Raw genomic sequence first — 22,269 nt, forward strand, 5'->3', positions numbered from 1 at the left:
CAGCCCCCTGCACCGACCGCTCCCGACATCCGGTCCTCCCGGGGGAGGACCCGCCCAGGCTTCCCCGAAGGCCCTCCCGCTCCCGGGGAGGGCCGCTTCGCGGTGTCGGCTCCGGGGGCGCCCGGTTCCGGACGCCCCCGGAGGCGCTGCCTAGACGCGTCCCTCGGGGCGCAGGGTGTAGTGCGGGAAGTTGCCGGGCAGGCGCTCGGCCGCCGGTCCCCTCGTGACCGCGTGGACCAGCAGCTCGCCGCCGACGAAGGCGCCCCGCCAGGAGTCGCCCCAGCCGCCGAACAGCTCCTCGCGGTCCCCGCGCGAGCGCGGCCGGTTGACGCCGACCTTGAAGGCCCGCACCCCGGCGGCCAGGCGCGCGGCCGTGTCGGTGTCGTCGCACGAGACCGTGGCGACCAGGGCGCCGTTGCTGGCGTTCATGGCGGCCAGCAGCTCGGCCTCGGTGTCCACCAGCACGATCGAGTCGACCGGGCCGAAGGGCTCGGCGTGGAAGAGCGGCGAGGAGCGCGGCGGCTCCAGGAGGGCCACGGGGGCCACGTAGGCGTCGGTGTTCTGGCCCGGCAGCAGGAGGGCGTCCTCCAGGCCGCCCCGGTACAGCGGCACGGCCCCGCCCGCGACGGCCTCGGCCACCCGGTCGGTCAGCTCCTTGGCCTTGGCCGCGTTGATCACCGGGCCGAAGTCCAGCTCGGGCGGGTCGTCCCCCGGGGCCTCCACGGCCAGGGGGTGGCCGAAGCGCACGGACCGGACCGCCGTGAGGTAGGCGTCGAGGAAGGCGTCGAACCGGGAGCGCTGCACGACGAACCGGGGGTAGGCGGTGCAGCGCTGCTTGGCGTAGTCGAAGGTCCTGCGGATCTGCCCGGAGAGGGTCTCCCAGTCCCCGAACTCCCACACGCCCCAGCAGTTGAGCCCCTCCTGTTCCAGGACGTGCGGACGCCCCAGGTCGGCGAGGTCGGCCGCCACCCGGCCGCCGGTGTCCCGGCCGCCCACGAAGGACACGCAGCCGATCTCGGGCCCGCGCACCAGCGCCGGGGAGAGGTCGCTACCGCCTCCGCTGACCAGCGTGAACGGCAGGCCCTCGCGGACCGTCAGGGCCACAGCCAGGGTCAGGCAGACCAGCCCGCCGTCGGTGGGGGTCTTGGCGATCACGCCGTTGCCCGCCAGCGCCTGGACGCACATCGCGTGCGCCAGCACGCTCATCGGGTAGTTCCAGCTCGCGATGTTGCTGACCGGGCCGTCCAGGGGCAGGCGGCCCTCCAGCATGGGCTCGACGCCGTCCAGGTACCACTCGACCCCCGAGATCGCCCGGTCCACGTCCTGGCGGGCCAGCCGCCAGGGCTTGCCGATCTCCCAGACCAGGGCCAGGGCGAGGGTGTCGCGGTGCCGCTCCCAGGACCGGACCGCGGCGCGCACCCGCTCCCGGCGCTCGGCCAGGGGCAGCGCGCTCCAGCGGCGGTGGTCCTCGGCCGCCCCGGCGACCGCGCGGGCCGCGGTGGCGCCGTCGAGCATGGGCGGGCCCGCGATCTCCGAGCCGTCCACGGGCGAGTACGCGGTCCGGGGCTCGCCGTCGGCACGCCACCGGCCGCCCCAGTGGTTGTGCGTCCGGTCGGGTCCGAAGGCCTCCGGGGCCTCCTCGCGGCAGCGGGTGTACAGGGTCGCCCAGTCGGTGCCGGGCTTGAGCATCGCCGTCATCGCGCCGTGGGCGCCGCCTCGGAGAGGGCGCCCGCCTCCTCTCCGAGGGGAGCCCCGGCCAGGACGGCGCGCACCATCCGGGCCGCTTCGCTGGGGGTGGTGCCGACCTTGACGCCGACGGCCTCCAGTGCTTCCTTCTTCGCCGCGGCGGTGCCCGAGGAACCCGAGACGATCGCGCCCGCGTGGCCCATCGTCTTGCCCTCCGGAGCGGTGAAGCCCGCCACGTACCCCACCACGGGCTTGGTCACGTTGTCACGGATGAACTCCGCCGCCCGCTCCTCGGCGTCACCGCCGATCTCACCGATCATCACGATCACGTCGGTGTCCGCATCGGCCTCGAAGGCCGCCAGGGCGTCGATGTGCGTGGTGCCGATGATCGGGTCCCCGCCGATGCCCACCGCCGAGGAGAAACCGATGTCACGCAGCTCGTACATCATCTGGTAGGTCAGCGTCCCGGACTTGGACACCAGCCCGATCCGACCCGGCTTGGTGATGTCGGACGGGATGATGCCCGCGTTGGACTGGCCCGGCGTGATCAGCCCGGGGCAGTTGGGACCGATGATGCGGGTCTTGTTGCCCTTGGCCTGGGCGTGGGCCCAGAACGCGGCGGTGTCGTGCACCGGGATGCCCTCGGTGATGACCACGGCCAGCCCGATCTCGGCGTCGATGGCCTCGAAGACCGCCTCACGCGAGAACTTGGGCGGCACGAAGATGACGGTGACGTCGGCGCCGGTGGCGGCCATGCCCTCGGCCACCGATCCGAAGACGGGCACCTCGGTGCCGTCGAAGTCGACCTTCTGGCCGGCCTTGCGGGGGTTGACCCCGCCCACGATGGTGGTGCCCGAGGCGAGCATGCGCCGGGTGTGCTTGGTGCCCTCAGAGCCCGTCATGCCCTGCACCAGGACTCTGCTGTCGCTGTTCACGAAGATGGCCATGTGTGTTCGTCGCTCCCGTCGAGGGTGTCCGGCCGCTGTCAGTTGGCGGCCGCGAGCTCGGCGGCACGGGCGGCGGCGCCGTCCATGGTGTCCACCTGCTGCACGGCCGGGTGGGCCCGCTTGGTGAGGATCTCGCGGCCCAGCTCGGCGTTGTTGCCGTCCAGACGCACGACCAGCGGCTTGCCGAGCTGGTCGAAGCCCTCGTCTCCGCTGCGGCCCTCCAGCATGTCCAGGGCCCGGACGATGCCCTCGGCCACCGCGTCGCAGGCGGTGATGCCGCCGAAGACGTTGACCAGGACGCTCCTGACCGAGGGGTCGCCCAGGATGATCTCCAGGCCGTTGGCCATGACCTCGGCCGAGGCCCCGCCGCCGATGTCCAGGAAGTTGGCCGGTCGCACCCCGCCGTGCGCCCCGCCCGCGTGGGCGACCACGTCCAGGGTGGACATGACCAGACCCGCGCCGTTGCCGATGACGCCGACCTCGCCGTCGAGCCTGACGTAGTTCAGGCCCCTGGCCCTGGCCATGCGCTCGCGCTCGTCGGTGTCGGCGCCGTCGGCGAACGGGGTCCGCTCGGGGTGGCGGAAGGCGGCGTTGCCGTCCAGGGTGACCTTGCCGTCCAGGGCGATGATCCGCCCGTCGGCCGTGCGGACCAGGGGGTTGACCTCGACGAGGGTGGCGTCCTCCCCGACGGCGACCTGCCAGAGCCGGGTGACCACCTGGGCCGCGCAGTCGCGCACCTCCTCGGGCAGCCCGGCCGCGCGGCAGATCGCGAGGGCGGCCCCGTGGTCCACGCCCTCGGGGCCGACCGGGGTGCGCACGACCGCCTCGGGCCGGGTCCGGGCGACCTCCTCGATGTCCATGCCGCCCTCGGCGGAGCAGATGGACAGGAAGGTGCGGTTCGCGCGGTCCAGCAGGAAGGAGAAGTAGTACTCCTCCGCGATGTCGGAGGCCTCCTCGACCAGGACACGGTGGACCGTGTGGCCCTTGATGTCCATACCGAGGATCTGCTCGGCCTTGGCCTGGGCGTCCTCGGGGCCCTCGGCGACCTTGACGCCGCCGGCCTTGCCGCGACCACCGGTCTTGACCTGCGCCTTGACCACCACCCGGTGGCCGATCCGTCCCGCCGCCAGCCGGGCCTGTTCGGGGGTGTCCGCGATCTCGCCCTCGACGAGGGGGACGCCGTACTCCCCGAAGAGCTGTTTGGCCTCGTACTCGTACAGATCCACCGGGCCTCCTCACGTGCGTGGTTCTCGGTCACCTCCAGTGTTACGCCATACTGTATGCAGTATGCAATAGCCCCTCGGGCAGAAATGTGTCCCCGGTCACCCCTTTCCAGATCGGCGCGCTCTTTGCATACTGCATACAAGGAGGTGTCGTCATGCGCAGCCGCCGCCCGGCCCCCGATCCGTCCCCCTCCACCCCCTCCTCCGCGCACCCCCTCCCGGAGGAGGTGCGCGACTGGCGCGGCAGGAGCTACACGGTGGGCCCCTCGGCCCGCGCGCTCACCGGCCGGTCCCGCCGCGCGATCCTGCTCCGCGCGCTGACCGCCGCGGCGGCGGTCGGCGGTCTCCAGTTCGGCTACGGCGCCGCGGTCCCCTCGCTGGTGGCCGCGCACGGCTGGTCCCCCGCCCAGGCGCTGCTCCCCTTCCTCGTGTGGACCCTGGTGCAGGGCGCCTGCGCACCGGCGCTGCACCGGCTCCGGGCCCGGGGAGCTGTGCGGGCCGGACCGGCCGTCCAGGCGGGAGCGCTGCTGTGCGCCGCCGCCCTGGTCGCGCTCGGCGTCTTCCCGTCGCTCCCCGCCGCCGTCCTGGGCTACGGCCTCCTGGGCGGCCTGGGCGCGGGGCTGGTCTACCACTCCTGCACACACCTGGTGGACGGCTGGTTCCCGGACCGGCGCACCGTGCGCTCGGGCGCCGTGGGCGGCGCCTTCGCCCTGGGCTGGCTGCCCCTCCTGCCCGCCGTCGCGGTCGGGGTCTCCCCCTCCGCCCTGCCCGTCGCCTGCGGGGCGCTCGCCCTGCTGGTCGCGGTCCTGGGGCTGGTGGGCGGCGCGGGGCAGCGCCCGGCCCCGCCCCGGTGGTGGCCGCCCGGCTCCGACCCGCGCGCGAACGCGCTGCTGGCGGGCGCCGACCCGCCGTGGGCCCGCGACCTCACCCCGGCCCAGGCGTGGTCCTCCGGCCGCTCCCTGCCGCTCCTGCACGCGGTGGTCGCGCTGTCCGGGGCGAGCGCGCTGTCCACCCTCGCCGCGCTGCCCGTCCTCCTGGCGGAGGGCGGCCACCCGGGCGCGGCGGTCGCCCTGACCGTGACGGCCTTCGCCGCGGGCAGCGGTCTGGGACGGCTGGCCGCGGGCGCCGCGGCCGAGCGGGCCGGCCGCAGGCGGACCCTCACCGCGCTGCTGGGGGCGGGGGCGCTCGCCCAGGCGGGACTGGCCGCCGCCGTCCCGGCCGGGCAGAGCGCCGCACTGGTGCTCCTGGCGCTGACGGCGGGCGCGTGCACCGGCTCGTGCTACCCGCTGACCCGGGCGATCACCGAGGGCCACTTCGGGCCGCGTTGGACAGCCGACATCCACGGCCTGGTCTACAGCTCCAAGGCGGTCGGCGGCCTGCTCGGCGTCGGCGGGGCCGCGCTGTTCCTGGCCCTGGCGCCGACCTCCGCGTGGCCGGCGGGACTGGCCGCGTCCGGCGTGCTCTGCGGCGCGGCGGCCGTTCTGGCGGCCCTGCTCAGGCGCCCGCTTCCGGTCCGGACCACACCCGCCCCACACGGGGTCTGGACAGCGACGCGGCACCGTGCTCCAATGTGATGCACACGGTATACAGTATCCCGCCTACAGAAGACGGTCGCAGCACACAAGCCACCGCAGGACACATCCCGCACACCCGCACGAAAGGGGTCGGCGTACCGATGGCCGACAAGGCAACCAGCGAGTCCACCAGCAGCGAGAAGACCACGATCTCCGGCGGCCACCTGGTCGCCAAGGCCCTCAAGGCCGAGGGGATCGACGTCATCTTCACGCTCTGCGGCGGACACATCATCGACATCTACGACGGATGCGCGGACGAGGGCATCGACGTGGTCGACGTGCGGCACGAGCAGGTCGCCGCGCACGCCGCCGACGGCTACGCCCGCGTCACCGGCAAGCCCGGGTGCGCCGTCGTGACCGCCGGACCGGGGACCACCGACGCGGTCACCGGCATCGCCAACGCCTACCGCGCGGAGAGCCCGATGCTGGTCATCGGCGGCCAGGGCGCCCTGAGCCAGCACAAGATGGGCTCGCTCCAGGACCTGCCGCACGTGGACATGATCAACCCGATCTCCAAGTTCGCCGCCACCGTGCCCCACACCGAGCGGGTCGCCGACCTGGTCTCGATGGCCTTCCGCGAGGCCAACAGCGGCGCCCCCGGCCCGGCCTTCCTGGAGATCCCCCGGGACGTCCTGGACGCCGAGGTGCCCGTGGAGCGGGCCCGCGTCCCCGCCAAGGGCCGCTACCGCGCCTCCACCCGGCAGGCGGGCGACCCCGCCGCGATCGAGCGGCTCGCCGACCTGATCGTGCGCTCCGAGAAGCCCAGCATCCTGCTCGGCAACCAGGTGTGGACCACCCGGGCCACGCAGTCCGCCACCGACCTGGTGCGCGCGCTCAACATCCCCGCCTACATGAACGGCGCGGGCCGGGGCACCCTGCCGCCCGGGGACCCGCACCACTTCCAGCTCTCCCGGCGCTACGCCTTCACCAACTCCGACCTGATCATCATCGTCGGCACCCCCTTCGACTTCCGGATGGGCTACGGCAAGCGCCTCTCGCCCACCGCCACGGTGGTGCAGATCGACCTCAACTACGCCACCGTCGGCAAGAACCGCGACGTGGACCTGGGGCTGGTCGGGGACGCCGACGTGATCCTGTCCTCGGTGCTCCAGGCGACCTCGGGCTACGGGGACAACGGCGCCCAGAGCCGCAAGACCTGGCTGGAGGAGCTGCGCACCCAGGAGCAGGCCGCGCTGGACAAGCGGGCGCACCTGCTCACCTCCGACTCCACGCCCATCCACCCCTACCGGCTGGTCAGCGAGATCAACCAGTTCCTCACCGAGGACTCCATCTACGTCGGCGACGGCGGCGACATCGTCACCTTCTCCGGCCAGGTGGTCCAGCCCAAGTCGCCGGGCCACTGGATGGACCCCGGGCCCCTCGGCACGCTGGGCGTGGGCGTCCCGTTCGTGATGGCGGCCAAGTACGCCCGCCCGGACAAGGAGGTGGTGGCCCTCTTCGGCGACGGCGCGTTCAGCCTGACCGGCTGGGACTTCGAGACCCTGGTCCGGTTCGACCTGCCCTTCGTCGGCATCGTGGGCAACAACTCCTCGATGAACCAGATCCGCTACGGCCAGATCGCCAAGTACGGCGCGGACCGGGGCGAGATCGGCAACACCCTGGGCGACGTCAACTACGCCGAGTTCGCCCGGATGCTGGGCGGCCACGGCGAGGAGGTCCGGGACCCGGCCGACATCGCCCCGGCGCTGCGCCGCGCCCGCGAGTCCGGCAAGCCCTCGCTGATCAACGTCTGGATCGACCCCGAGGTCTACGCCCCGGGAACGATGAACCAGACCATGTACAAGTAGCCCTGACCAGGAAGGAGAGAGTCATGGGCAAGGCACTCGACGGGGTCCGCGTCCTGGACATGACCCACGTCCAGTCGGGCCCGTCGGCGACGCAGATACTCGCCTGGATGGGCGCCGACGTGGTCAAGGTGGAGGCGGTCACGGGTGACATCACCCGGCGCCAGCTCCGGGACAAGCCCGGTGTGGACAGCCTCTACTTCACGATGCTCAACTCCAACAAGCGCAGCGTCACCCTCAACACCAAGAGCCCCAGGGGCAAGGAGATCTTCCTGGACCTGGTGCGCCGCAGCGACGTGCTGGTGGAGAACTTCGCCCCCGGCGCGCTGGACCGTATGGGCTTCACCTGGGAGGTGCTCGCCGAGGCCAACCCGCGGCTGGTCTACGCCTCCATCAAGGGGTTCGGCCCCGGCGCCTACGCCGACTTCAAGGCCTACGAGGTGATCGCCCAGGCGATGGGCGGCTCCATGAGCACCACCGGGTTCGAGGACGGCCCGCCGCTGGCGACGGGCGCCCAGATCGGTGACTCGGGCACAGGAATGCATACAGTAGCCGGTATCCTCGCCGCGCTGTACCAGCGCACCACCACCGGCCGGGGCCAGCGCGTCCAGGTCGCCATGCAGGACGCGGTGCTCAACCTGTGCCGGGTCAAGCTGCGCGACCAGCAGCGCCTGGCGCACGGACCGCTGGCGGAGTACCCCAACGACGACTTCGGCGACGAGGTCCCCCGCTCCGGCAACGCCTCCGGCGGCGGCCAGCCCGGCTGGGCCGTGCGCACCTCCCCCGGCGGCCCCAACGACTACGTGTACGTCATCGTCCAGCCCACCGGCTGGGAACCCATCACGCGGCTCATCGGCCGCCCCGAGCTGGCCGAGGACCCCGAGTGGGCCACCCCCGAGGCCCGGCTGGACAAGCTCGACAAGATGTTCGCCCTCATCGAGGAGTGGGCCAGCCAGCTCCCCAAGTGGGACGTGCTGGCCGCGCTGAACGCGCACAACATCCCCTGCGGGCCGATCATGTCCACCCGCGAGATCATCGACGACCCCACCCTGCGGGCCAACGGGGTCGTCACCACCGTCGAGCACCCCGAGCGGGGCTCCTACGACACGGTCTCCTCGCCGATCCGGCTCTCGGACTCACCGGTGGACGTCGTCCGCTCCCCGCTGCTCGGCGAGCACAACGCCGAGGTCTACGGCGGCGAGCTGGGGCTGTCCGACGAGGACCTGGCCGAACTCGCATCGAACGGAGTGATCTGAACACATGGCCGCCTACACCCCCGACCGCCCCGACCACGACCGCGCCGCGGTCCGCGAGGTGCTCGACCGCGCCAGGGCCGAGGGCAGGACCGCCCTGACCGCCCCCGAGGGCCGCGTCCTGGCCGACGCCTACGGCATCCCCGTGCCGGGCGAGGCCCTGGCGCACTCCGCCGAGGAGGCCGCCGAACTCGCCGGTGAGCTCGGCCTGCCGGTCGTGGCCAAGATCGTCTCCCCCGACATCCTGCACAAGACCGACGCGGGCGGCGTCGAGGTCGGCCTGGACAGCGCCGAGAAGGTCACCGAGGCCTACCACCGCATCACCGCCAACGCCCTGGCCCACACCCCGGGGGCGCGCATCGACGGGGTCCAGATCCAGCAGCAGGTCGGCGGCGGGCCGGAGGTCGAGGTCCTCGTCGGCGCGACCACCGACCCCACCTTCGGCAAGATCGTGGTCTTCGGGCTGGGCGGCGTCCTGGTCGAGGTGCTGCGCGACGTCACCTTCCGGATGGCCCCGGTCTCCCGCGAGGAGGCGCTGACCCAGATCGACGACATCCGCGCGGCCGAGGTCCTGCGCGGCGTGCGCGGCCGCCCCGCCGTGGACCGGGAGCGGCTGGCCGACGTGGTCAGCAGGCTGTCGGACCTGGTCACCGACTTCCCCGAGATCGCCGAGGCCGACCTCAACCCGGTCTTCGCCGGACCGGCCTCCGCCGTGGCCGCGGACCTGCGCTTCGTCCTGGACTTCGCGCCGCCCGAGCCGCCCGCGCGGTTCGAACGCGACGAGATCCTCGCCGCGATGAACCGGGTCTTCAAGCCGCGGTCGATCGCGATCGTCGGCGCCTCCAACGAGCCCGGCAAGATCGGCCACTCCGTCATCAAGAACATCGTCGACGGCGGGTACGCGGGCGAGGTCTACCCGGTCAACCCCAAGTCCCCCGAGGTGTACGGCCGCACGGCCTACGCCAGCGTCCTCGACATCCCCGGCGAGGTCGACGTGGCGGTCTTCGCGATCCCCGCCAAGTTCGTGGCGGGCGCGCTGGAGGAGGTCGGCACGAAGGGGGCCGCCGCGGCGGTCCTCATCCCCTCCGGGTTCGCCGAGACCGGCGAGCAGGAGCTCCAGGACGAGGTGCTCGCCGTCGCCCGCAGGCACGGCGTGCGCCTGCTCGGCCCCAACATCTACGGCTACTACTACACGCCCGAGAAGCTGTCGGCGACCTTCTGCACCCCCTACGACGTCAGCGGAGGCACCGCCCTGACCTCGCAGTCGGGCGGGATCGGCATGGCCATCCTCGGCTACAGCCGCAGCACGAGCACCGGCGTCTCGGCCATCGTCGGCGTCGGCAACAAGGCCGACATCGACGAGGACGACCTGCTCACCTTCTTCGGCCAGGACGAGAACACCAACGCCGTCGCCATGCACCTGGAGGACCTCAAGGACGGCCGCGCCTTCGTCGAGGCCGCCCGCGAGGTCGTGCCGCACAAGCCCGTCATCGTGCTCAAGGCCGGGCGCACCGACGCCGGGGCGCGCGCGGCCGGGTCGCACACCGGCGCGCTGGCGGGCGACGACAAGGTCTACGACGACATCCTGCGCCAGGCGGGCGTGGTCCGGGCCCCCGGGCTCAACGAGCTGCTGGAGTTCGGCCGCGCGCTGCCGGTCCTGCCCACCCCCAAGGGCGAGAACGTCGTCATCATCACCGGCGCGGGCGGATCGGGCGTGCTGCTCTCCGACGCGGTGGTGGACAACGGGATGAGCCTCTACGAGATCCCGCCGGACCTGGACGCCTCGTTCCGGGCCTTCATCCCGCCCTTCGGCGCCGCCGGGAACCCGGTGGACATCACCGGCGGCGAGCCGCCCTCCACCTACGAGGCCACGATCCGCCTGGGCCTGGAGGACGAGCGGGTGCACGCGCTCATCCTGGGCTACTGGCACACCATCATCACGCCGCCGATGGTCTTCGCGAAGGTGGTCGCCGACGTGGTGGCCGAGGCCAGGGCCAAGGGGATCGACAAGCCCGTGGTCGCCTCGCTCTCGGGTGACACCGAGGTCGAGGAGGCCTCCCGGTACCTGTTCGACCACGGCGTCGTGGCCTTCCCCTACACCACCGAGAAGCCCGTGCAGATTCTCGGCGCGAAGTATCGCTGGGCCCGCGCCGCGGGACTACTCTGACCCAGTGCCCGGTCGGTGCTCCGGCCCCGACCGGGCCCCGCAGCAACGCGCACCACCCCTGAACCCGGCGGCCACGGAGCCGCCGCCATACGGCCGCCGGGTCCCCCACCGCGCGACGCAGCCACGACGTCGCGGTGACCTCGCCCGTGCGTCCGGCAGAGAGGAGTCCGCACCATCCGGGGGCGCCATGCCAGCAAGCAGCTCGCATCCGCACAGCCCACAGGGAGTTCCCAGCCATGGATTCCTCACGCCCCGAGACCGGCGGCACGCCCGAACCGGTCCGCCAGTCCCCCACCGACGCACAGCCACCCTTCGTCCCCGCCCAGAGGCAGGCCGCTCCCCCCGAGGCCGAGGCCGCCTCCGGTACGGCCGCTCCCGGCGGCGCTCCGCCCGAGGAGCGCGTGTGGAAGGCGGGCCGGCTGGAGCCGATGCCCATCCGCCCCCTGCCCAAGGCGCCGCCCTCGATCCACATCCTGGGCCCCACCGTGTTCCTCGTCGCCCTCGGCGTGGGCATGGGCGAGTCCTACATGTGGCCGAGGCTGGTCCTCGTCTTCGGCCCCGAGATCCGCTGGCTGTTCCTGGTCGGCGTCACCCTCCAGGCCGTGGTCATGCTGGAGATGTCGCGCTACGCGATGGCCACCGGGGAGAGCATCTTCTACGGCGCCGCGCGCGTGTTCAAACCGCTCATGTGGTTCTTCTTCATCACGGCGATGCTGGTCTACATCTGGCCGGGCCACCTCTCGGCGGGCGCCTCCGCCTTCGAACGGGTGACCGGCATCCCCTGGCAGGCCACGGCGGTCGCCGGGATGCTCCTCGTCGGTGTGGTGTTCACCCTGGCGAAGGTCATCTACAACCTGCTGGAGAACGTGCTGTCGATCTGCATCGGCATGCTGGTGGTCGGCAGCGCCGTGATCGCGGCCATCGTGGGCGACCTGTCCGACCTGACCTCCACCCTCACCGGGATGTTCGCGTTCGGCTACCTGCCGGAGGAGGCCACCACGGCCCTGTGGTTCCCCGTGATCGTGGGCTCCATCGCCTTCGCCGGGCCCTCGGGCATGCAGCAGATGTGGTACACCCTGCACCTGCGCGACAAGGGCGCCGGGATGGGCTCGCACATCCCCAAGATCCGGGGCCTGCGGCACGCGGGCGAGCAGGAGGCCATGCCCACGCGCGGCTTCATGTTCGACACCTCCGACGCCTCGGAGATGGAGAAGTGGAAGGGCTGGCGGCGCTGGGTCACCTTCGACGCGATGGTCCTGTTCTGGGGCATCACGATGCTGGTGACGATCTCCTTCACCGTGCTGGCCCAGGCCTCGGCCCGCTTCGACCCGAACGTGACCGACCTGCTGCGCGACGGCGACCGCGACGCCGCCCTGGACGCCATGGCGGCCTCCTTCTCGGCGGCCGGGAGCCCGGTCCTGGGCACGGTGTTCTTCTGCTTCATCGCGCTCATCGGCCTCAACGCCACGCTGGGGCTGTTCGACTCCTTCTCGCGCGGCCAGGCCGACATGACCTTCAACTTCGTGCCGGGCGCCAAGAAGGTCGGCATGTCGAGGCTGTACGCCCTCTTCCTGTGGGGCCTGATCGCCTTCGGCATCGTCATCCTGCTCTTCGGCCCCGCCGACGGCCCGGCGGCGATCCTGGACGTGCTGGCCTTCCTGTCGGCGTTCGCGATGGGCGCCTACTGCGTGGTGCTGCTGCTGGTCAACAACCTCACCCTGCCCAAGCCGATCCGGCCGGGCATCCTCTCCAACGCCGTCATCGCCTTCGCGGCGGTGTTCTACCTCGGCGCCCTGTTCTACTCGCTGTTCGCCTTCGGGGTCGTGATCGACTGATGGGCGCTCGGGAAGTCCTCCCCACCGGGAGGCCCGTGCTCGACCACGTGGAGATCACGCTGCCGGGCGCGCTGATCGGCCTGGTGGCCGGTCTGTTCGCCACGGCCGTCGCGGTGATGGCCGGGCTGTCCCCGGTGGTCACCCTCGCCCTCGCGGCCGGACTGGGGATACCCCTGGCCCTGTTCGGCGCCGGGTACTGCGTGCTGCTGGCACGCGGTGTCTTCCAGGTCGGCGCGGTGGCGCCCATGGCGCTGTACTGGCTGGTGGGGTTCCCCGTCTCCCGGCTGATCGACTCCTACGCCGTGGCGTGGGCGCTGGGCGACGACACCGTGCTGGGGGAGCCGCTCCTGTCCTTCCTGGCCCTCCAGGCGATGCTGAGCCTGGGGTTCACGATCGGCTTCCTGTGGCTCCACGAGCGGATCGCGCCGCACTGGCTGCTCCGCGTCCGGGGCCACAACCCCGTGGCGGCGTCCCTGGTCGAACGCTATCTGGAGCACGCCGTCCACCTCGACCGGCGGCGGGGCGGTTCCCGCCGGGGCGCCCCCCGGGCCCCGTCCTAGCCACCGCGGCCCGCCCGGTCCAGGGGATCCGCGCGGCACCGCCGCTCCCCCGTAACGGCGTAGGGGCCGGACACCGCACGGTGTCCGGCCCCCGCCGTCGTGTACGCGGCCCCGGCTCCCCGGGGCGCGGCGGTCAGGGACCGGTGACCCGCGCGGGCCCGTGCGACCTGCGGTAGGCGGACGGCGTCGTCCCTGTCCTCCTCTTGAAGACGGCGCGGAAGTTCGCGGCGGTGCCGAACCCGGTCGCCCCGGCGATCCTCTCCACCGACCAGTCCGAGGTCTCCAGCAGGCGGCGCGCGCCCAGGATCCGTTGCAGGGCGACCCACTGCATGGGCGGCATCCCCGTCTCCCGCTCGAAGCGGCGGATGAAGGTCCTGCGCGAGAGCATGCTGTGCTCCGCCATCCGCTGCACCGTGATCGCGGACCCGATGTTGTCCAGGACCCAGTCCCGGGTGGCCTGGAGGCCGGTCTGCGCGAGGGCGGGCACGTTCGCGTACCCGGGTCCGGCCGCGGCCGCCGCCAGGGAGGCCACGGAGTCTGCGGCCGCCTCGTCGGCGGCGGCGTCGCCGAAGTCGGTCCGAAGGACATGGATGCAGGCGTTGATCCCGGCCGCCGCCCCCGCCGAGGTCAGGAACGGTCCGTCCTCGACGAACAACCGGTCCTCGACGACGTCCACCCCCGGGTGCAGGGCCCGCAGCAGGTCGGCGTGGCGCCAGTGCGTCGTGGCCGTGCGCCCGTCGAGGACCCCGCTGGAGGCGAGCGCGAAGGTCCCGGAGCAGATGGCGACCATCCGGGCGCCGCCCCGGGCGGCGCGGCGCAGCGCGTCCAGGTGGGCCCGGGGCAGTGGCACGTGCGGGTCGCCGTATCCGGGGACCACGACGACGTCGGCGGACTCCACCGCGGACAGCGGGTGGGTGGGCCTGATCTCCGCGACCGGTCCGGGGCCGGGCGACCCGTCGTCCGTCTCCCCTGCGGTCCCGTAGCGGTCGTCACCGCAGACGGTGACCCGGTATCCGGGGTGGCCGCCCAGGACGTGGGCGGGGATGCGGTAGTCCAGCGCGAAGCCCCGCGGGACCGCGAGTATCGCCACGACCTTCTGGGCCTGTGGGGGTCGCAACGCTCTCCCTCGCCTTTCCGTGCCGGGTGGCCTCTGCCCGCTGATCCTACTCTCCGCCGCCGAGGGTGCCGTTTTCCGGAATGGCACGATCCTTGCTGTTTTCGGCACACGAGCGGCTGGTCCGGGTCGGACCCGAATCCTAGATTGTCGAGCACCCCCCGGAAATTCCGTCTTCGATATGGGAGTGCCATGAACAGCGAGATCCAGGTGGAGAAGCACGGCGTCTCGTGGGAGGAGGGCTACGGCTACGTCCAGGCGGTCAGGCGCGGTGACACCGTCCACCTGTCCGGCCAGGTGGCGCACGACGGGGAGCGGCTGGTCGCTCCCGCTCCGGTCGACGCGGACGGACGCGTCACGGACTTCGCCAACACGGGCGAGCAGATGCGCCGGGCCTACGCCAACGCGGCCGGGCTGCTGGGGCGCTTCGGCGCCTCGATGGACGACGTCGTGGAGGAGACCGTCTACGTGCTGGACGTGGACGCGGCCTTCGCCGTGGCCGGGCCGGTGCGCAAGGAGGCCTACGGCCGCCCCGACCCCCAGGTCGCGAGCACCCTGATCGGCGTCTCCCGTCTGGCCTTCCCCGAACTGCTGGTCGAGATCAGCCTTACCGCCCGCGCAGGGGCCCCGGCGGCGAACGGCTCGCGCCCGGGGGAATAACGCGTTCGCCCCCTCTTTCGGCCGCATGACGGAAGGACTCGGCGGCGGAACACGGGGAAACAGGGAAAAGGGCAGGGGGGAGGGCGCACCGGCACCGTTCGCCGCTCGCCTTTCCCCGTCCGAAACAGCGGAAGGGCGCGTCCCCCTCATAAGAGGCGGACGCGCCCGACGGGTCCTAGTGCAGGAGCTTGAGCCCCACCACGCCCGCGACGATGAGCACGAGGCACAGCAGCTTGGCCCAGGTGAAGCCCTCACCGAGGAAGAACATGCCCACCAGCGCGGTGCCGACGGCACCGATGGCCACCCACACCGCGTAGCCGGTCCCGACGGGGATGGTGCGCAGGGCGTAGGCCAGACCGGCCATGCTCAGGAACAGGGTGACCCCGAAGGTCACCGACGGCCACAGTCGGGTGAAGCCCTTCGAGGCGCTGAGCGAGAGGGCCCACGCGGTCTCCAGGAACCCCGAGACCACCAGAACGATCCAGGCCATGATGCCTACCTCCGTGACGTGTGACGTGCGTCTTCCAACGCGCCGTCTTGTCGTCACCGGGTACGGCGCACCTCGTCCGGGGTATCGCGGAACGCGCCGACGCGGATGCCCGCGACGGCGGTGATGGTGCACAAGCTACAACGCCCCGAGCCGGACGGGCGTTCCGGGTCCGGTGGAGGCGTGTCCCACCGCCGGGACGGCCCCCGGCGGGGCGGAGGCCGGACGCCCCCGGGCCCTTCCCCGGGTGCCGGAGTCCCTGCGAAACGGGCTCCGCGGGCGTGTGCGCTCGGGGCCCGTGGTCTGGACCGGAGCCGTTCGGCGGCCGTTCGGCGCGTCAGACGACCGCTCACCGCGCGCTGGGCGACCGTTCGACGCTCCTCCCCCGCGTTCGGCGCGCGTGCGCACGAGCCCCCTCCTTCGCGGTAGTGCCGCTCCTTACAGTTCCCCGTAACGCAGATCACACCAGAGCGGCGCCGTCGCCGCCGGACGCACGGCAATCCCCCCGGAGGTAGAGCATGTCAACAGACCGGCCGACGAAGGACCCGGCCCCGCCGCCCGACGGCGACGGAGGCGGCGACGCGATCCCGACCGAGGCCTACGTCACCATGCACGGCGACCCGCGCTTCGTGGAGCTCAAGCGGCGGCTGTACAGGTTCGTCTTCCCGATGAGCCTCGCCTTCATGGCGTGGTACCTGCTCTACGTGCTCATGTCCGCGTTCGGCCGCGACCTCATGGGCGTCGTGCTCTTCGGCAGCGTCAACGTGGCCCTGGCCTTCGGTGTCCTCCAGTTCGTGTCGACCTTCGGGATCGCCGTCCTGTACACGAACTACGCGCGCCGCAGGCTCGACGCCCAGGCGGTCGAGCTGCGCGACGAGCTCCACTACACCGCGGCGAACAAGGAGGGCGGCCGATGAACCTCGCCCAGGAAGCTGTCGAGACGGTCAGCGACAGCAGCCGCATCATCACCATCGTCCTCTTCGTCCTCATGATCGCGGCCACGCTCGGCATCACCGTCTGGGCCGGCCGCAGCACGCGCTCCGCCACCGACTTCCATTCGGGCGGGCGCGGCTTCTCCCCGCTCCAGAACGGCCTGGCGATCGGCAGCGACTACATGTCCGCCGCGTCCTTCCTGGGCATCGCGGGCATGATCGCGCTGTTCGGCTACGACGGCTTCCTCTACTCCATCGGGTTCCTCGTCGCCTGGCTCGTCGCCCTCCTGCTGGTCGCGGAGCTGCTGCGCAACTCCGGCCGCTACACCATGGGTGACGTGCTGTCCTACCGGATGCGGCAGCGCCCGGTGCGCACCGCCGCGTCGGTCTCCACGATCGTGGTGTCGATCTTCTACCTGCTGGCGCAGATGGTCGGCGCGGGCGCGCTCATCGCCCTGCTACTGGGCATCCAGCCCGGACAGACCTTCATGGGCATGGACGCCGCCACCGCCAAGATCGTCGGCATCGTGGTCATCGGCCTGCTGATGACCATCTACGTGACCTTCGGCGGCATGAAGGGCACCACCTGGGTGCAGATCATCAAGGCCCTCATCCTCATGCTGGGCGCCGCCCTGCTCACCGTGCTGACCCTGTCCCTGTACGGGTTCAACCTCGGCGCCCTGATGAGCGACGCCGCCGCGGCCAGCGGCCAGGAGGGCTTCCTGGAGCCCGGCCTGCGCTACGGCGTGGAGGTCGCGGGCGACCCCCTCCAGACCCTGTGGAACAAGCTGGACCTGATCAGCCTGGGCCTGGCCCTGGTGCTGGGCACGGCCGGTCTGCCGCACATCCTCATCCGCTTCTACACCGTCCCCGACTCCCAGAGCGCCCGCAAGTCGGTCAACTGGGGCATCGGCCTCATCGGCACCTTCTACCTGATGACCCTGGTGCTCGGCTTCGGCGCGGCGGCCATCGTCGGCCACGAGGCCATCACGGCGCAGGACGCCGCGGGCAACACCGCGGCCCCGCAGCTGGCCCAGGTGGTCGGCGAGCGCATCGGCGGCGAGATGGCGGGCGCGGTCCTGCTGGCGATCATCGCCTCGGCGGCCTTCGCGGCCATCCTGTCCACGGTGGCGGGCCTGGTCATCGCCTCCTCGTCCTCCATCGCGCACGACTTCTACAACTCGGTCCTGCGCAAGGGCAGGGCCACGGGCGCCGAGGAGGTCCGGGTCGCCCGCCTGTCCGCCCTCGGCGTCGGCGTGGTCTCGATCCTGCTGGCGGTGTTCGCGCAGAACCTCAACGTGGCCTTCCTGGTCTCGCTGGCGTTCGCGATGGCGGCCTCGGCGAACCTGCCGACCCTGCTGCTCAGCCTGTTCTGGAAGAGGTTCAACACCCGCGGCGCCCTCGCGGGCATCTACGGCGGCCTGATCAGCGCCGTGGGCCTGGTGTTCTTCTCGCCCGTGGTCTCCGGCAGCGAGACCGCGCTCATCCCGACCGCGGACTTCGCCTGGTTCCCGCTGCCCAACCCGGCCCTGGTGTCGGTGCCGATCAGCCTGCTGTGCGCGATCGTGGGAACCCTGTCGTCCAAGGAGCGCGACTTCGACAAGTTCGCCCAGCTCCAGGTCCGCGCCCTGACCGGCGCGGGCGCGGAGAAGGCGGCCGACCACTAGGGGTGGTGCCTCCTCCGGGCCCGCGCTCCGCGCGTGGGCCCGGAGGACTCCCGAACCACCTGCTCGGGGGCCGTCGGCGGCCCGCTCCGACCGGGAGCCCACCCTTCTCCCGGCACGGCCGCCGCCCCGAGCGCTCCCCCGGGCCCGCCACCGCTCCCGGTGGCGGGCCCGGATCCTGTCCTCGGCGCGAGCGCGCATTTGCGTCACGATTCGAAAGGTGACCCCGACCACGTGAGCACCGACACAGTGCGCTGGGATAGGGTCGTTCCGTGTCATACCGGTGGCTGTCGCGGGTGTCCCCCTCCCGACGTCGCCCAGCGTCCTCGGAGCAGCGGGCGAGCGTCGAGCTGATGCGCCAGGTCCACGCCCTCGGCGTCGACCTCCGGGACGGGCTGCACGGCCGGAGGGTCCCCTCGGCCGCCAGGCGGCTGCGCCAGCTCCTGGCCGTGGACGGCGTCGTCCTGGCCGACCTGGACGGTCCGGTCGCCGCGCACGGAACCAACCCCGCGCCCTCCGAGGTCGAGGGGCTGCTCTCCCAGGTCTTCGAGTACGGGAGCAACGCCCGGATGCGCCTGCCCGACGGCACGTCGGTGTGCGCGGTCCCCCTGACCGTGGCCGACGAGCTGTCCGGCGCCCTGGTGGCCTCGGGCCACCCCGTGGAGGCCGACGTGGAGGCCGCCGCCGCGCTGGTCTCGGACTGCCTGGACCACGCGGCGCTGCGCCGGGCCCGCGCCCGGATCGCCGCCGCCGACCTGCGCACCCTGCGGGCGCAGATCTCCCCCCACTTCGTGCACAACGCCCTGGCCGTGATCGCCGCCCTGGTGCGCACCGACCCCGACCGGGCCCGCCACCTGCTGTCGGACTTCGCCGACTACCTGCGCTACGGCTTCTCGGAGAAGGGCGACTACGCGACCCTCTCGGAGGAGCTGGAGGCCACCCAGACCTACCTCGAACTCCAGCGGGCCCGCTTCCACGACCGTCTGGACATCACCGTGCGAATGGCCCCCGAGGTGCTGCCGGTGGCCATCCCGTTCCTGGTCGTGCAGCCGATCGTGGAGAACGCCATCCGGCACGGGCTGGAGCGCAAGGAGGGCCGCGGCCACATCAGCGTCTCCGGTTTCGGCGAGGGCCCGCTGTGCGTCATCGAGATCGAGGACGACGGGGTCGGCATGCACCCCGACCTGGCCCGCTCCCTGCTGGCGGGCACCGGCCCGGAGTCGCGCAGCGTCGGCCTGGCCAACGTGGACCAGCGGCTGCGCGCCGTCTACGGACCCGAGTACGGTCTGGTGATCGAGACCGCGCTGGGGGAGGGGACGAAGGTGACCGTGCGCGTGCCCAGGTTCGCCAGGGGGGTGGTGGCGCCTTGAAGCCCGAACTGCGGGTGCTGGTGGTCGAGGACGAGGCCTCCACCCGCCAGGAGATGGCCTCCCTGCTCGGCGACATGCCCGAGGTGGCGGAGGTCCTGGTGGCCGACAACGGCGCCACGGCGGTGCGGCTGCTGGGGACGACCACCATCGACGCCGCGTTCCTGGACATCCTCATGCCCGGTCTGGACGGCATGGACGTGGCCCGGGTGCTGAGCGTGCTGTCCGAGCCCCCGTCCATCGTGTTCGTGACCGCCTCCGAGGCCCACGCGGTGGAGGCCTTCGGCATCGGCGCCGTGGACTACCTGCTCAAGCCGATCCGGCCCGAGCGGCTGGCCGAGGCGGTGGGCCGCATCGCCCAGCTGCGCAGGCCCGGGGGCGGGGCCCCGCCCGCCGAGGACCTGCACGTGGTGCAGATCGACACCGGCAGGCGCACGGTGTTCGTCAAGCGCGACGACGTGCAGTTCGTGGAGGCCCAGGGAGACTACGTGCGCCTGCACACCGCCGACGGGGGCCACCTCATCCGCCTGTCGCTGTCCTACCTGGAGGAGGTGTGGGCCTCGGCCGGGTTCGTCCGGGTCCACCGGGGGTTCCTCATCGCCATCCCGTGGGTGCGCGACCTGCGGGTGACCTCCTCGTCCGGCCTGGTGGCGGGCACCCCGGCCGGGGACGTGCCGGTGAGCCGCCGCCACGGCCGCCACCTGCGCGCCCAACTGCTGGAGGCGGCCCGGCGCGACCAGCTCGGCCGGTCCGCCAACGCCCAGGGCGGCCCCGCCCCCCGGTCGCGGGACGGTGAGGGGGAGCAGGCGCCGTGAGCCCGCGCCGCGAGAAGCTGACCAGCCCGCAGACCCGGATCGCGCTGGCCCGGGGCAACCGGCCCGCGCAGCACCTGCTGCCGATCCCGGAGCCGGTGGACACCGAGGCGGCCCGGGCGCTCTTCCGGGCCCAGCGGCGGACCGCCGTGCGCACCGTGGCGGTGCTGTCGGTGCTGCTGTTCGGGATGAGCGGCGCGTTCGCGCTCTTCCCCTCCCTGGGGGAGGTCCGCCTGGGCGGGGTCCCGCTGTCGTGGCTGCTGCTGACGGTGGCGGTCTACCCAATGCTGTTCGGGATGGCGCTGTGGCACGTGCGCTCGGCCGAGCGGATCGAGGACCGGGCCGAGAGCGCCGGGGCGCCGGAGCACGCGGGGTCCGGCAGCGGGGAGCCCCGACGGAAACCCGGAGGCGCGAGGGGACCGGGATCCGCGAGCGGTGAGGACACGGGGCGCACGTGGTGATCGCGGTCCTGGCCATCGGGCTGGTCCTGCTCACCAGTCTGGTCATCGGCGTCTACGGGGTGCGGGCGGCCCGCTCGACCTCCGACTTCCTCGTGGCCTCGCGGCGGATCTCCCCCAACTGGAACGCGATGGCGATCGCCGGCGAGTACCTGTCGGCCGCCTCGGTGCTGGGGCTGGCGGGGCTGCTGCTCAAGAACGGCCTGGGCACCATGTGGTACGCGGTGGGGTTCGCCGCGGGCTACGTGGCGGTGGTGGCGCTGGTGGCCGGGCCGATGCGCCGGTCGGGGGCGTTCACCGTGCCCGACTTCGCCGAGTACCGCCTGGGCGCGCCGCGCCTGCGCAAGCTGTGCGGCTGCGTGGTGCTGGTGATCATGCTGCTGTACCTGGTGCCCCAGTTCAAGGGCGCCGGTGTCGTGCTGGCCCTGGTCAGCGGCACGCCGTACTGGGTGGGGGTGCTGCTCGCCGGGTTGGTGGTGAGCGCCTCGATCGCGGCCGGGGGGATGCGGTCGGCGACCTACGTCCAGGCCTTCCACTACGTGGTCAAGCTGGCCTTCATCGCCATCCCGGCGGTCTACCTGGTGGTGCACGCCGGTCCCCGGACCCGGGCGGAGGCGCTCAACCCCGAGTGGGGCACGCACTTCCCCGAGACGACCCCGGTGGAGTTCACCGTGGGGACCCGGTTCAGCCTGGACGAGCCGGTGACGGTGACCGCCTCCGGGGGCGAACGGGTGGAGTTCGCGGCCGGGGAGCACACCGTGGAGGCGGGCGCCGAGTACGTGTTCCCCGAGGGCGCGCCCATCCCGCACCCGGCGGGGCTGCCGGAGCTGGGCAGCGAGCGGTGGAGTTCGCCGCTGCTGGACGTGGGCGGGTACCCGCTGTTCGAGACGTGGTCCACGCTGCTGGCGATCACGCTGGGCTGCATGGGGCTGCCGCACGTCATCATGCGCTTCCACACCAGCCCCACGGCTCGGACGGCGCGCCGGGTGGCGGTGGGCGTGATCGCCCTGCTGGGGCTGTTCTACCTGTTCCCGACGGTGTACGGGCTGCTCGGGCGGGTGCTCACCCCGCACCTGGTGCTGCTCCAGGGCACCGACACGGTCGCGGTGGTGCTGCCCGCCCAGGCGGTGCCGGGCTCGGTGGGGACGGTGCTGACGGCGCTGGTGGCGGCGGGGGCGTTCGGCGCGTTCCTGTCCACCTCCTCCGGACTGCTGCTGGCCCTGGCGGGCGGGCTGTCGCACGACCTGTTCCAGGGCAGCGTGCCGCGGCTGCGGCTGGCGGTGGCCGTGGGCGCGTGCGTGGCGGTGCTGCTGGCGCTGCCCGCGCAGCTGATCGACATCAACGTGCTGGTGGTGTGGGCGTTCACGGTGGCGGCCTCGACGTTCTGCCCGCTGCTGGTGCTGGGCATCTGGTGGCGGCGGCTGACGCTGGCCGGGGCCGCGTCCGGGCTGATCGTGGGGGCGGTGACCGCGACCGGCGCGGTGGGATGGTCGATCCTGCTGCCGCCCCCGGTCGGGTGGCTGGCGGTGCTGCTGGCACAGCCCGCGGCGTGGACCATCCCGCTGGCCTTCGGGACGATGGTGCTCGTCTCGCGGCTGACCAGGCCGCCGGACTGGGCCGAGCACGCCGTGCTGCGCCTGCACTCCCCCTGACCCGCGTGGCCGTGAACCTGCTGCCGACTCCGGTGTCGGCTCCGGCGGTGGCGCTGGTAGCAGGGGCGTCTGT

At 72.6% G+C, this 22,269-nt stretch carries 18 protein-coding genes and 1 riboswitch; of the genes, 13 read left to right on the plus strand and 5 right to left on the minus strand.

Annotated elements, in window-relative coordinates:
- Positions 1-150: 150 nt before the first annotated feature.
- Genes G011_RS0119055 through sucC form a run of 3 tightly spaced genes read right to left on the minus strand, consistent with a single transcriptional unit; the run spans position 151 to position 3,859 of the window.
- Positions 151-1,698: an aldehyde dehydrogenase family protein gene (locus G011_RS0119055; RefSeq protein WP_026338442.1), complete on the minus strand. Its 1,548-nt coding sequence runs from the start codon at positions 1,696-1,698 to the stop codon at positions 151-153.
- Positions 1,695-2,633 carry a succinate--CoA ligase subunit alpha gene (gene sucD, locus G011_RS0119060; protein ID WP_019609885.1) on the minus strand — a complete coding sequence of 313 codons (939 nt, stop codon included), beginning with the start codon at positions 2,631-2,633 and terminating at the stop codon, positions 1,695-1,697. The genes G011_RS0119055 and sucD overlap by 4 nt, the downstream gene beginning before the upstream one ends.
- Positions 2,634-2,671: 38 nt before the next feature.
- Complete coding sequence (gene sucC / locus G011_RS0119065; RefSeq protein WP_019609886.1) at positions 2,672-3,859, minus strand: ADP-forming succinate--CoA ligase subunit beta; 1,188 nt, start codon at positions 3,857-3,859, stop codon at positions 2,672-2,674.
- A gap of 152 nt (positions 3,860-4,011) precedes the next feature.
- On the opposite strand from sucC, the gene G011_RS0119070 reads away from it, so the two are divergent.
- From G011_RS0119070 to G011_RS0119095, 6 genes are all read left to right on the plus strand, one after another.
- Positions 4,012-5,430 (plus strand): MFS transporter, encoded by a 1,419-nt coding sequence (locus G011_RS0119070; protein WP_019609887.1) that lies wholly within the window; start codon positions 4,012-4,014, stop codon positions 5,428-5,430.
- A gap of 101 nt (positions 5,431-5,531) precedes the next feature.
- Entirely contained in the window at positions 5,532-7,238 is a 1,707-nt protein-coding gene (locus G011_RS0119075) for a thiamine pyrophosphate-binding protein (protein WP_013155122.1), read from the plus strand.
- Between the two features lie 23 nt (positions 7,239-7,261).
- Positions 7,262-8,491, plus strand: a complete 1,230-nt coding sequence (gene frc, locus G011_RS0119080; protein ID WP_013155123.1) for a formyl-CoA transferase — start codon at positions 7,262-7,264, stop codon at positions 8,489-8,491.
- Between the two features lie 4 nt (positions 8,492-8,495).
- The gene (locus G011_RS0119085) at positions 8,496-10,655 is read left to right on the plus strand and encodes an acetate--CoA ligase family protein (protein ID WP_019609888.1); all 2,160 of its coding nucleotides are present in this window, start codon (positions 8,496-8,498) and stop codon (positions 10,653-10,655) included.
- 236 nt (positions 10,656-10,891) lie between these two features.
- Entirely contained in the window at positions 10,892-12,490 is a 1,599-nt protein-coding gene (locus tag G011_RS0119090; protein WP_013155125.1) for an Nramp family divalent metal transporter, read from the plus strand.
- A 35-nt stretch (positions 12,491-12,525) separates the two neighbouring features.
- Positions 12,526-13,050 (plus strand): hypothetical protein, encoded by a 525-nt coding sequence (locus G011_RS0119095; protein WP_019609889.1) that lies wholly within the window; start codon positions 12,526-12,528, stop codon positions 13,048-13,050.
- 133 nt (positions 13,051-13,183) lie between these two features.
- On the opposite strand, the gene G011_RS0119100 is transcribed toward G011_RS0119095, so the two are convergent.
- A complete protein-coding gene (locus G011_RS0119100; RefSeq protein WP_231391526.1) occupies positions 13,184-14,167 on the minus strand; it encodes a GlxA family transcriptional regulator in 984 nt (327 codons plus the stop codon).
- Between the two features lie 189 nt (positions 14,168-14,356).
- Here G011_RS0119100 and G011_RS0119105 point away from each other — a divergent pair, with 189 nt between their 5' ends.
- On the plus strand, positions 14,357-14,824 hold the full coding sequence (locus tag G011_RS0119105) for a RidA family protein (protein ID WP_019609891.1): 468 nt from the start codon (positions 14,357-14,359) through the stop codon (positions 14,822-14,824).
- A gap of 175 nt (positions 14,825-14,999) precedes the next feature.
- Here the strand turns inward: G011_RS0119105 and G011_RS0119110 are convergent, their stop codons facing one another.
- Positions 15,000-15,314: a multidrug efflux SMR transporter gene (locus G011_RS0119110; protein ID WP_013155127.1), complete on the minus strand. Its 315-nt coding sequence runs from the start codon at positions 15,312-15,314 to the stop codon at positions 15,000-15,002.
- Between the two features lie 36 nt (positions 15,315-15,350).
- Positions 15,351-15,417, minus strand: a riboswitch (guanidine-III (ykkC-III) riboswitch).
- A 412-nt stretch (positions 15,418-15,829) separates the two neighbouring features.
- Here G011_RS0119110 and G011_RS0119115 point away from each other — a divergent pair.
- From G011_RS0119115 to G011_RS0119140, 6 genes are all read left to right on the plus strand, one after another.
- Positions 15,830-16,228 carry a DUF485 domain-containing protein gene (locus G011_RS0119115; RefSeq protein ID WP_013155128.1) on the plus strand — a complete coding sequence of 133 codons (399 nt, stop codon included), beginning with the start codon at positions 15,830-15,832 and terminating at the stop codon, positions 16,226-16,228.
- Entirely contained in the window at positions 16,225-17,910 is a 1,686-nt protein-coding gene (locus G011_RS0119120) for a cation acetate symporter (RefSeq protein ID WP_019609892.1), read from the plus strand. Before G011_RS0119115 ends, G011_RS0119120 begins: the two co-directional genes overlap by 4 nt.
- Before the next feature lie 350 nt (positions 17,911-18,260).
- Positions 18,261-19,277, plus strand: a complete 1,017-nt coding sequence (locus G011_RS0119125; protein ID WP_019609893.1) for a sensor histidine kinase — start codon at positions 18,261-18,263, stop codon at positions 19,275-19,277.
- Complete coding sequence (locus G011_RS0119130; RefSeq protein WP_019609894.1) at positions 19,274-20,089, plus strand: LytTR family DNA-binding domain-containing protein; 816 nt, start codon at positions 19,274-19,276, stop codon at positions 20,087-20,089. The genes G011_RS0119125 and G011_RS0119130 overlap by 4 nt, the downstream gene beginning before the upstream one ends.
- Positions 20,086-20,547: a hypothetical protein gene (locus G011_RS0119135; RefSeq protein WP_019609895.1), complete on the plus strand. Its 462-nt coding sequence runs from the start codon at positions 20,086-20,088 to the stop codon at positions 20,545-20,547. The genes G011_RS0119130 and G011_RS0119135 overlap by 4 nt, the downstream gene beginning before the upstream one ends.
- The gene (locus tag G011_RS0119140) at positions 20,541-22,196 is read left to right on the plus strand and encodes a cation acetate symporter (RefSeq protein WP_019609896.1); all 1,656 of its coding nucleotides are present in this window, start codon (positions 20,541-20,543) and stop codon (positions 22,194-22,196) included. Before G011_RS0119135 ends, G011_RS0119140 begins: the two co-directional genes overlap by 7 nt.
- Positions 22,197-22,269: the final 73 nt, after the last annotated feature.

It is taken from the genome of Nocardiopsis sp. CNS-639 (assembly GCF_000381685.1).
Lineage (GTDB): Bacteria > Actinomycetota > Actinomycetes > Streptosporangiales > Streptosporangiaceae > Nocardiopsis > Nocardiopsis dassonvillei.

Excerpts from the sequence above, each read along its gene's own strand:
- G011_RS0119120 (WP_019609892.1), top strand. The coding sequence starts at position 16,225 with ATGAACCTCGCCCAGGAAGCTGTCGAGACGGTCAGCGACAGCAGCCGC.
- G011_RS0119115 (WP_013155128.1), top strand. The coding sequence starts at position 15,830 with ATGTCAACAGACCGGCCGACGAAGGACCCGGCCCCGCCGCCCGACGGC.
- G011_RS0119070 (WP_019609887.1), top strand. The coding sequence starts at position 4,012 with ATGCGCAGCCGCCGCCCGGCCCCCGATCCGTCCCCCTCCACCCCCTCC.
- sucD (WP_019609885.1), bottom strand. The coding sequence starts at position 2,633 with ATGGCCATCTTCGTGAACAGCGACAGCAGAGTCCTGGTGCAGGGCATG.
- G011_RS0119085 (WP_019609888.1), top strand. The coding sequence starts at position 8,496 with ATGGCCGCCTACACCCCCGACCGCCCCGACCACGACCGCGCCGCGGTC.
- G011_RS0119105 (WP_019609891.1), top strand. The coding sequence starts at position 14,357 with ATGAACAGCGAGATCCAGGTGGAGAAGCACGGCGTCTCGTGGGAGGAG.
- G011_RS0119110 (WP_013155127.1), bottom strand. The coding sequence starts at position 15,314 with ATGGCCTGGATCGTTCTGGTGGTCTCGGGGTTCCTGGAGACCGCGTGG.
- G011_RS0119125 (WP_019609893.1), top strand. The coding sequence starts at position 18,261 with ATGCGCCAGGTCCACGCCCTCGGCGTCGACCTCCGGGACGGGCTGCAC.
- frc (WP_013155123.1), top strand. The coding sequence starts at position 7,262 with ATGGGCAAGGCACTCGACGGGGTCCGCGTCCTGGACATGACCCACGTC.
- G011_RS0119090 (WP_013155125.1), top strand. The coding sequence starts at position 10,892 with ATGGATTCCTCACGCCCCGAGACCGGCGGCACGCCCGAACCGGTCCGC.
- G011_RS0119075 (WP_013155122.1), top strand. The coding sequence starts at position 5,532 with ATGGCCGACAAGGCAACCAGCGAGTCCACCAGCAGCGAGAAGACCACG.
- G011_RS0119055 (WP_026338442.1), bottom strand. The coding sequence starts at position 1,698 with ATGACGGCGATGCTCAAGCCCGGCACCGACTGGGCGACCCTGTACACC.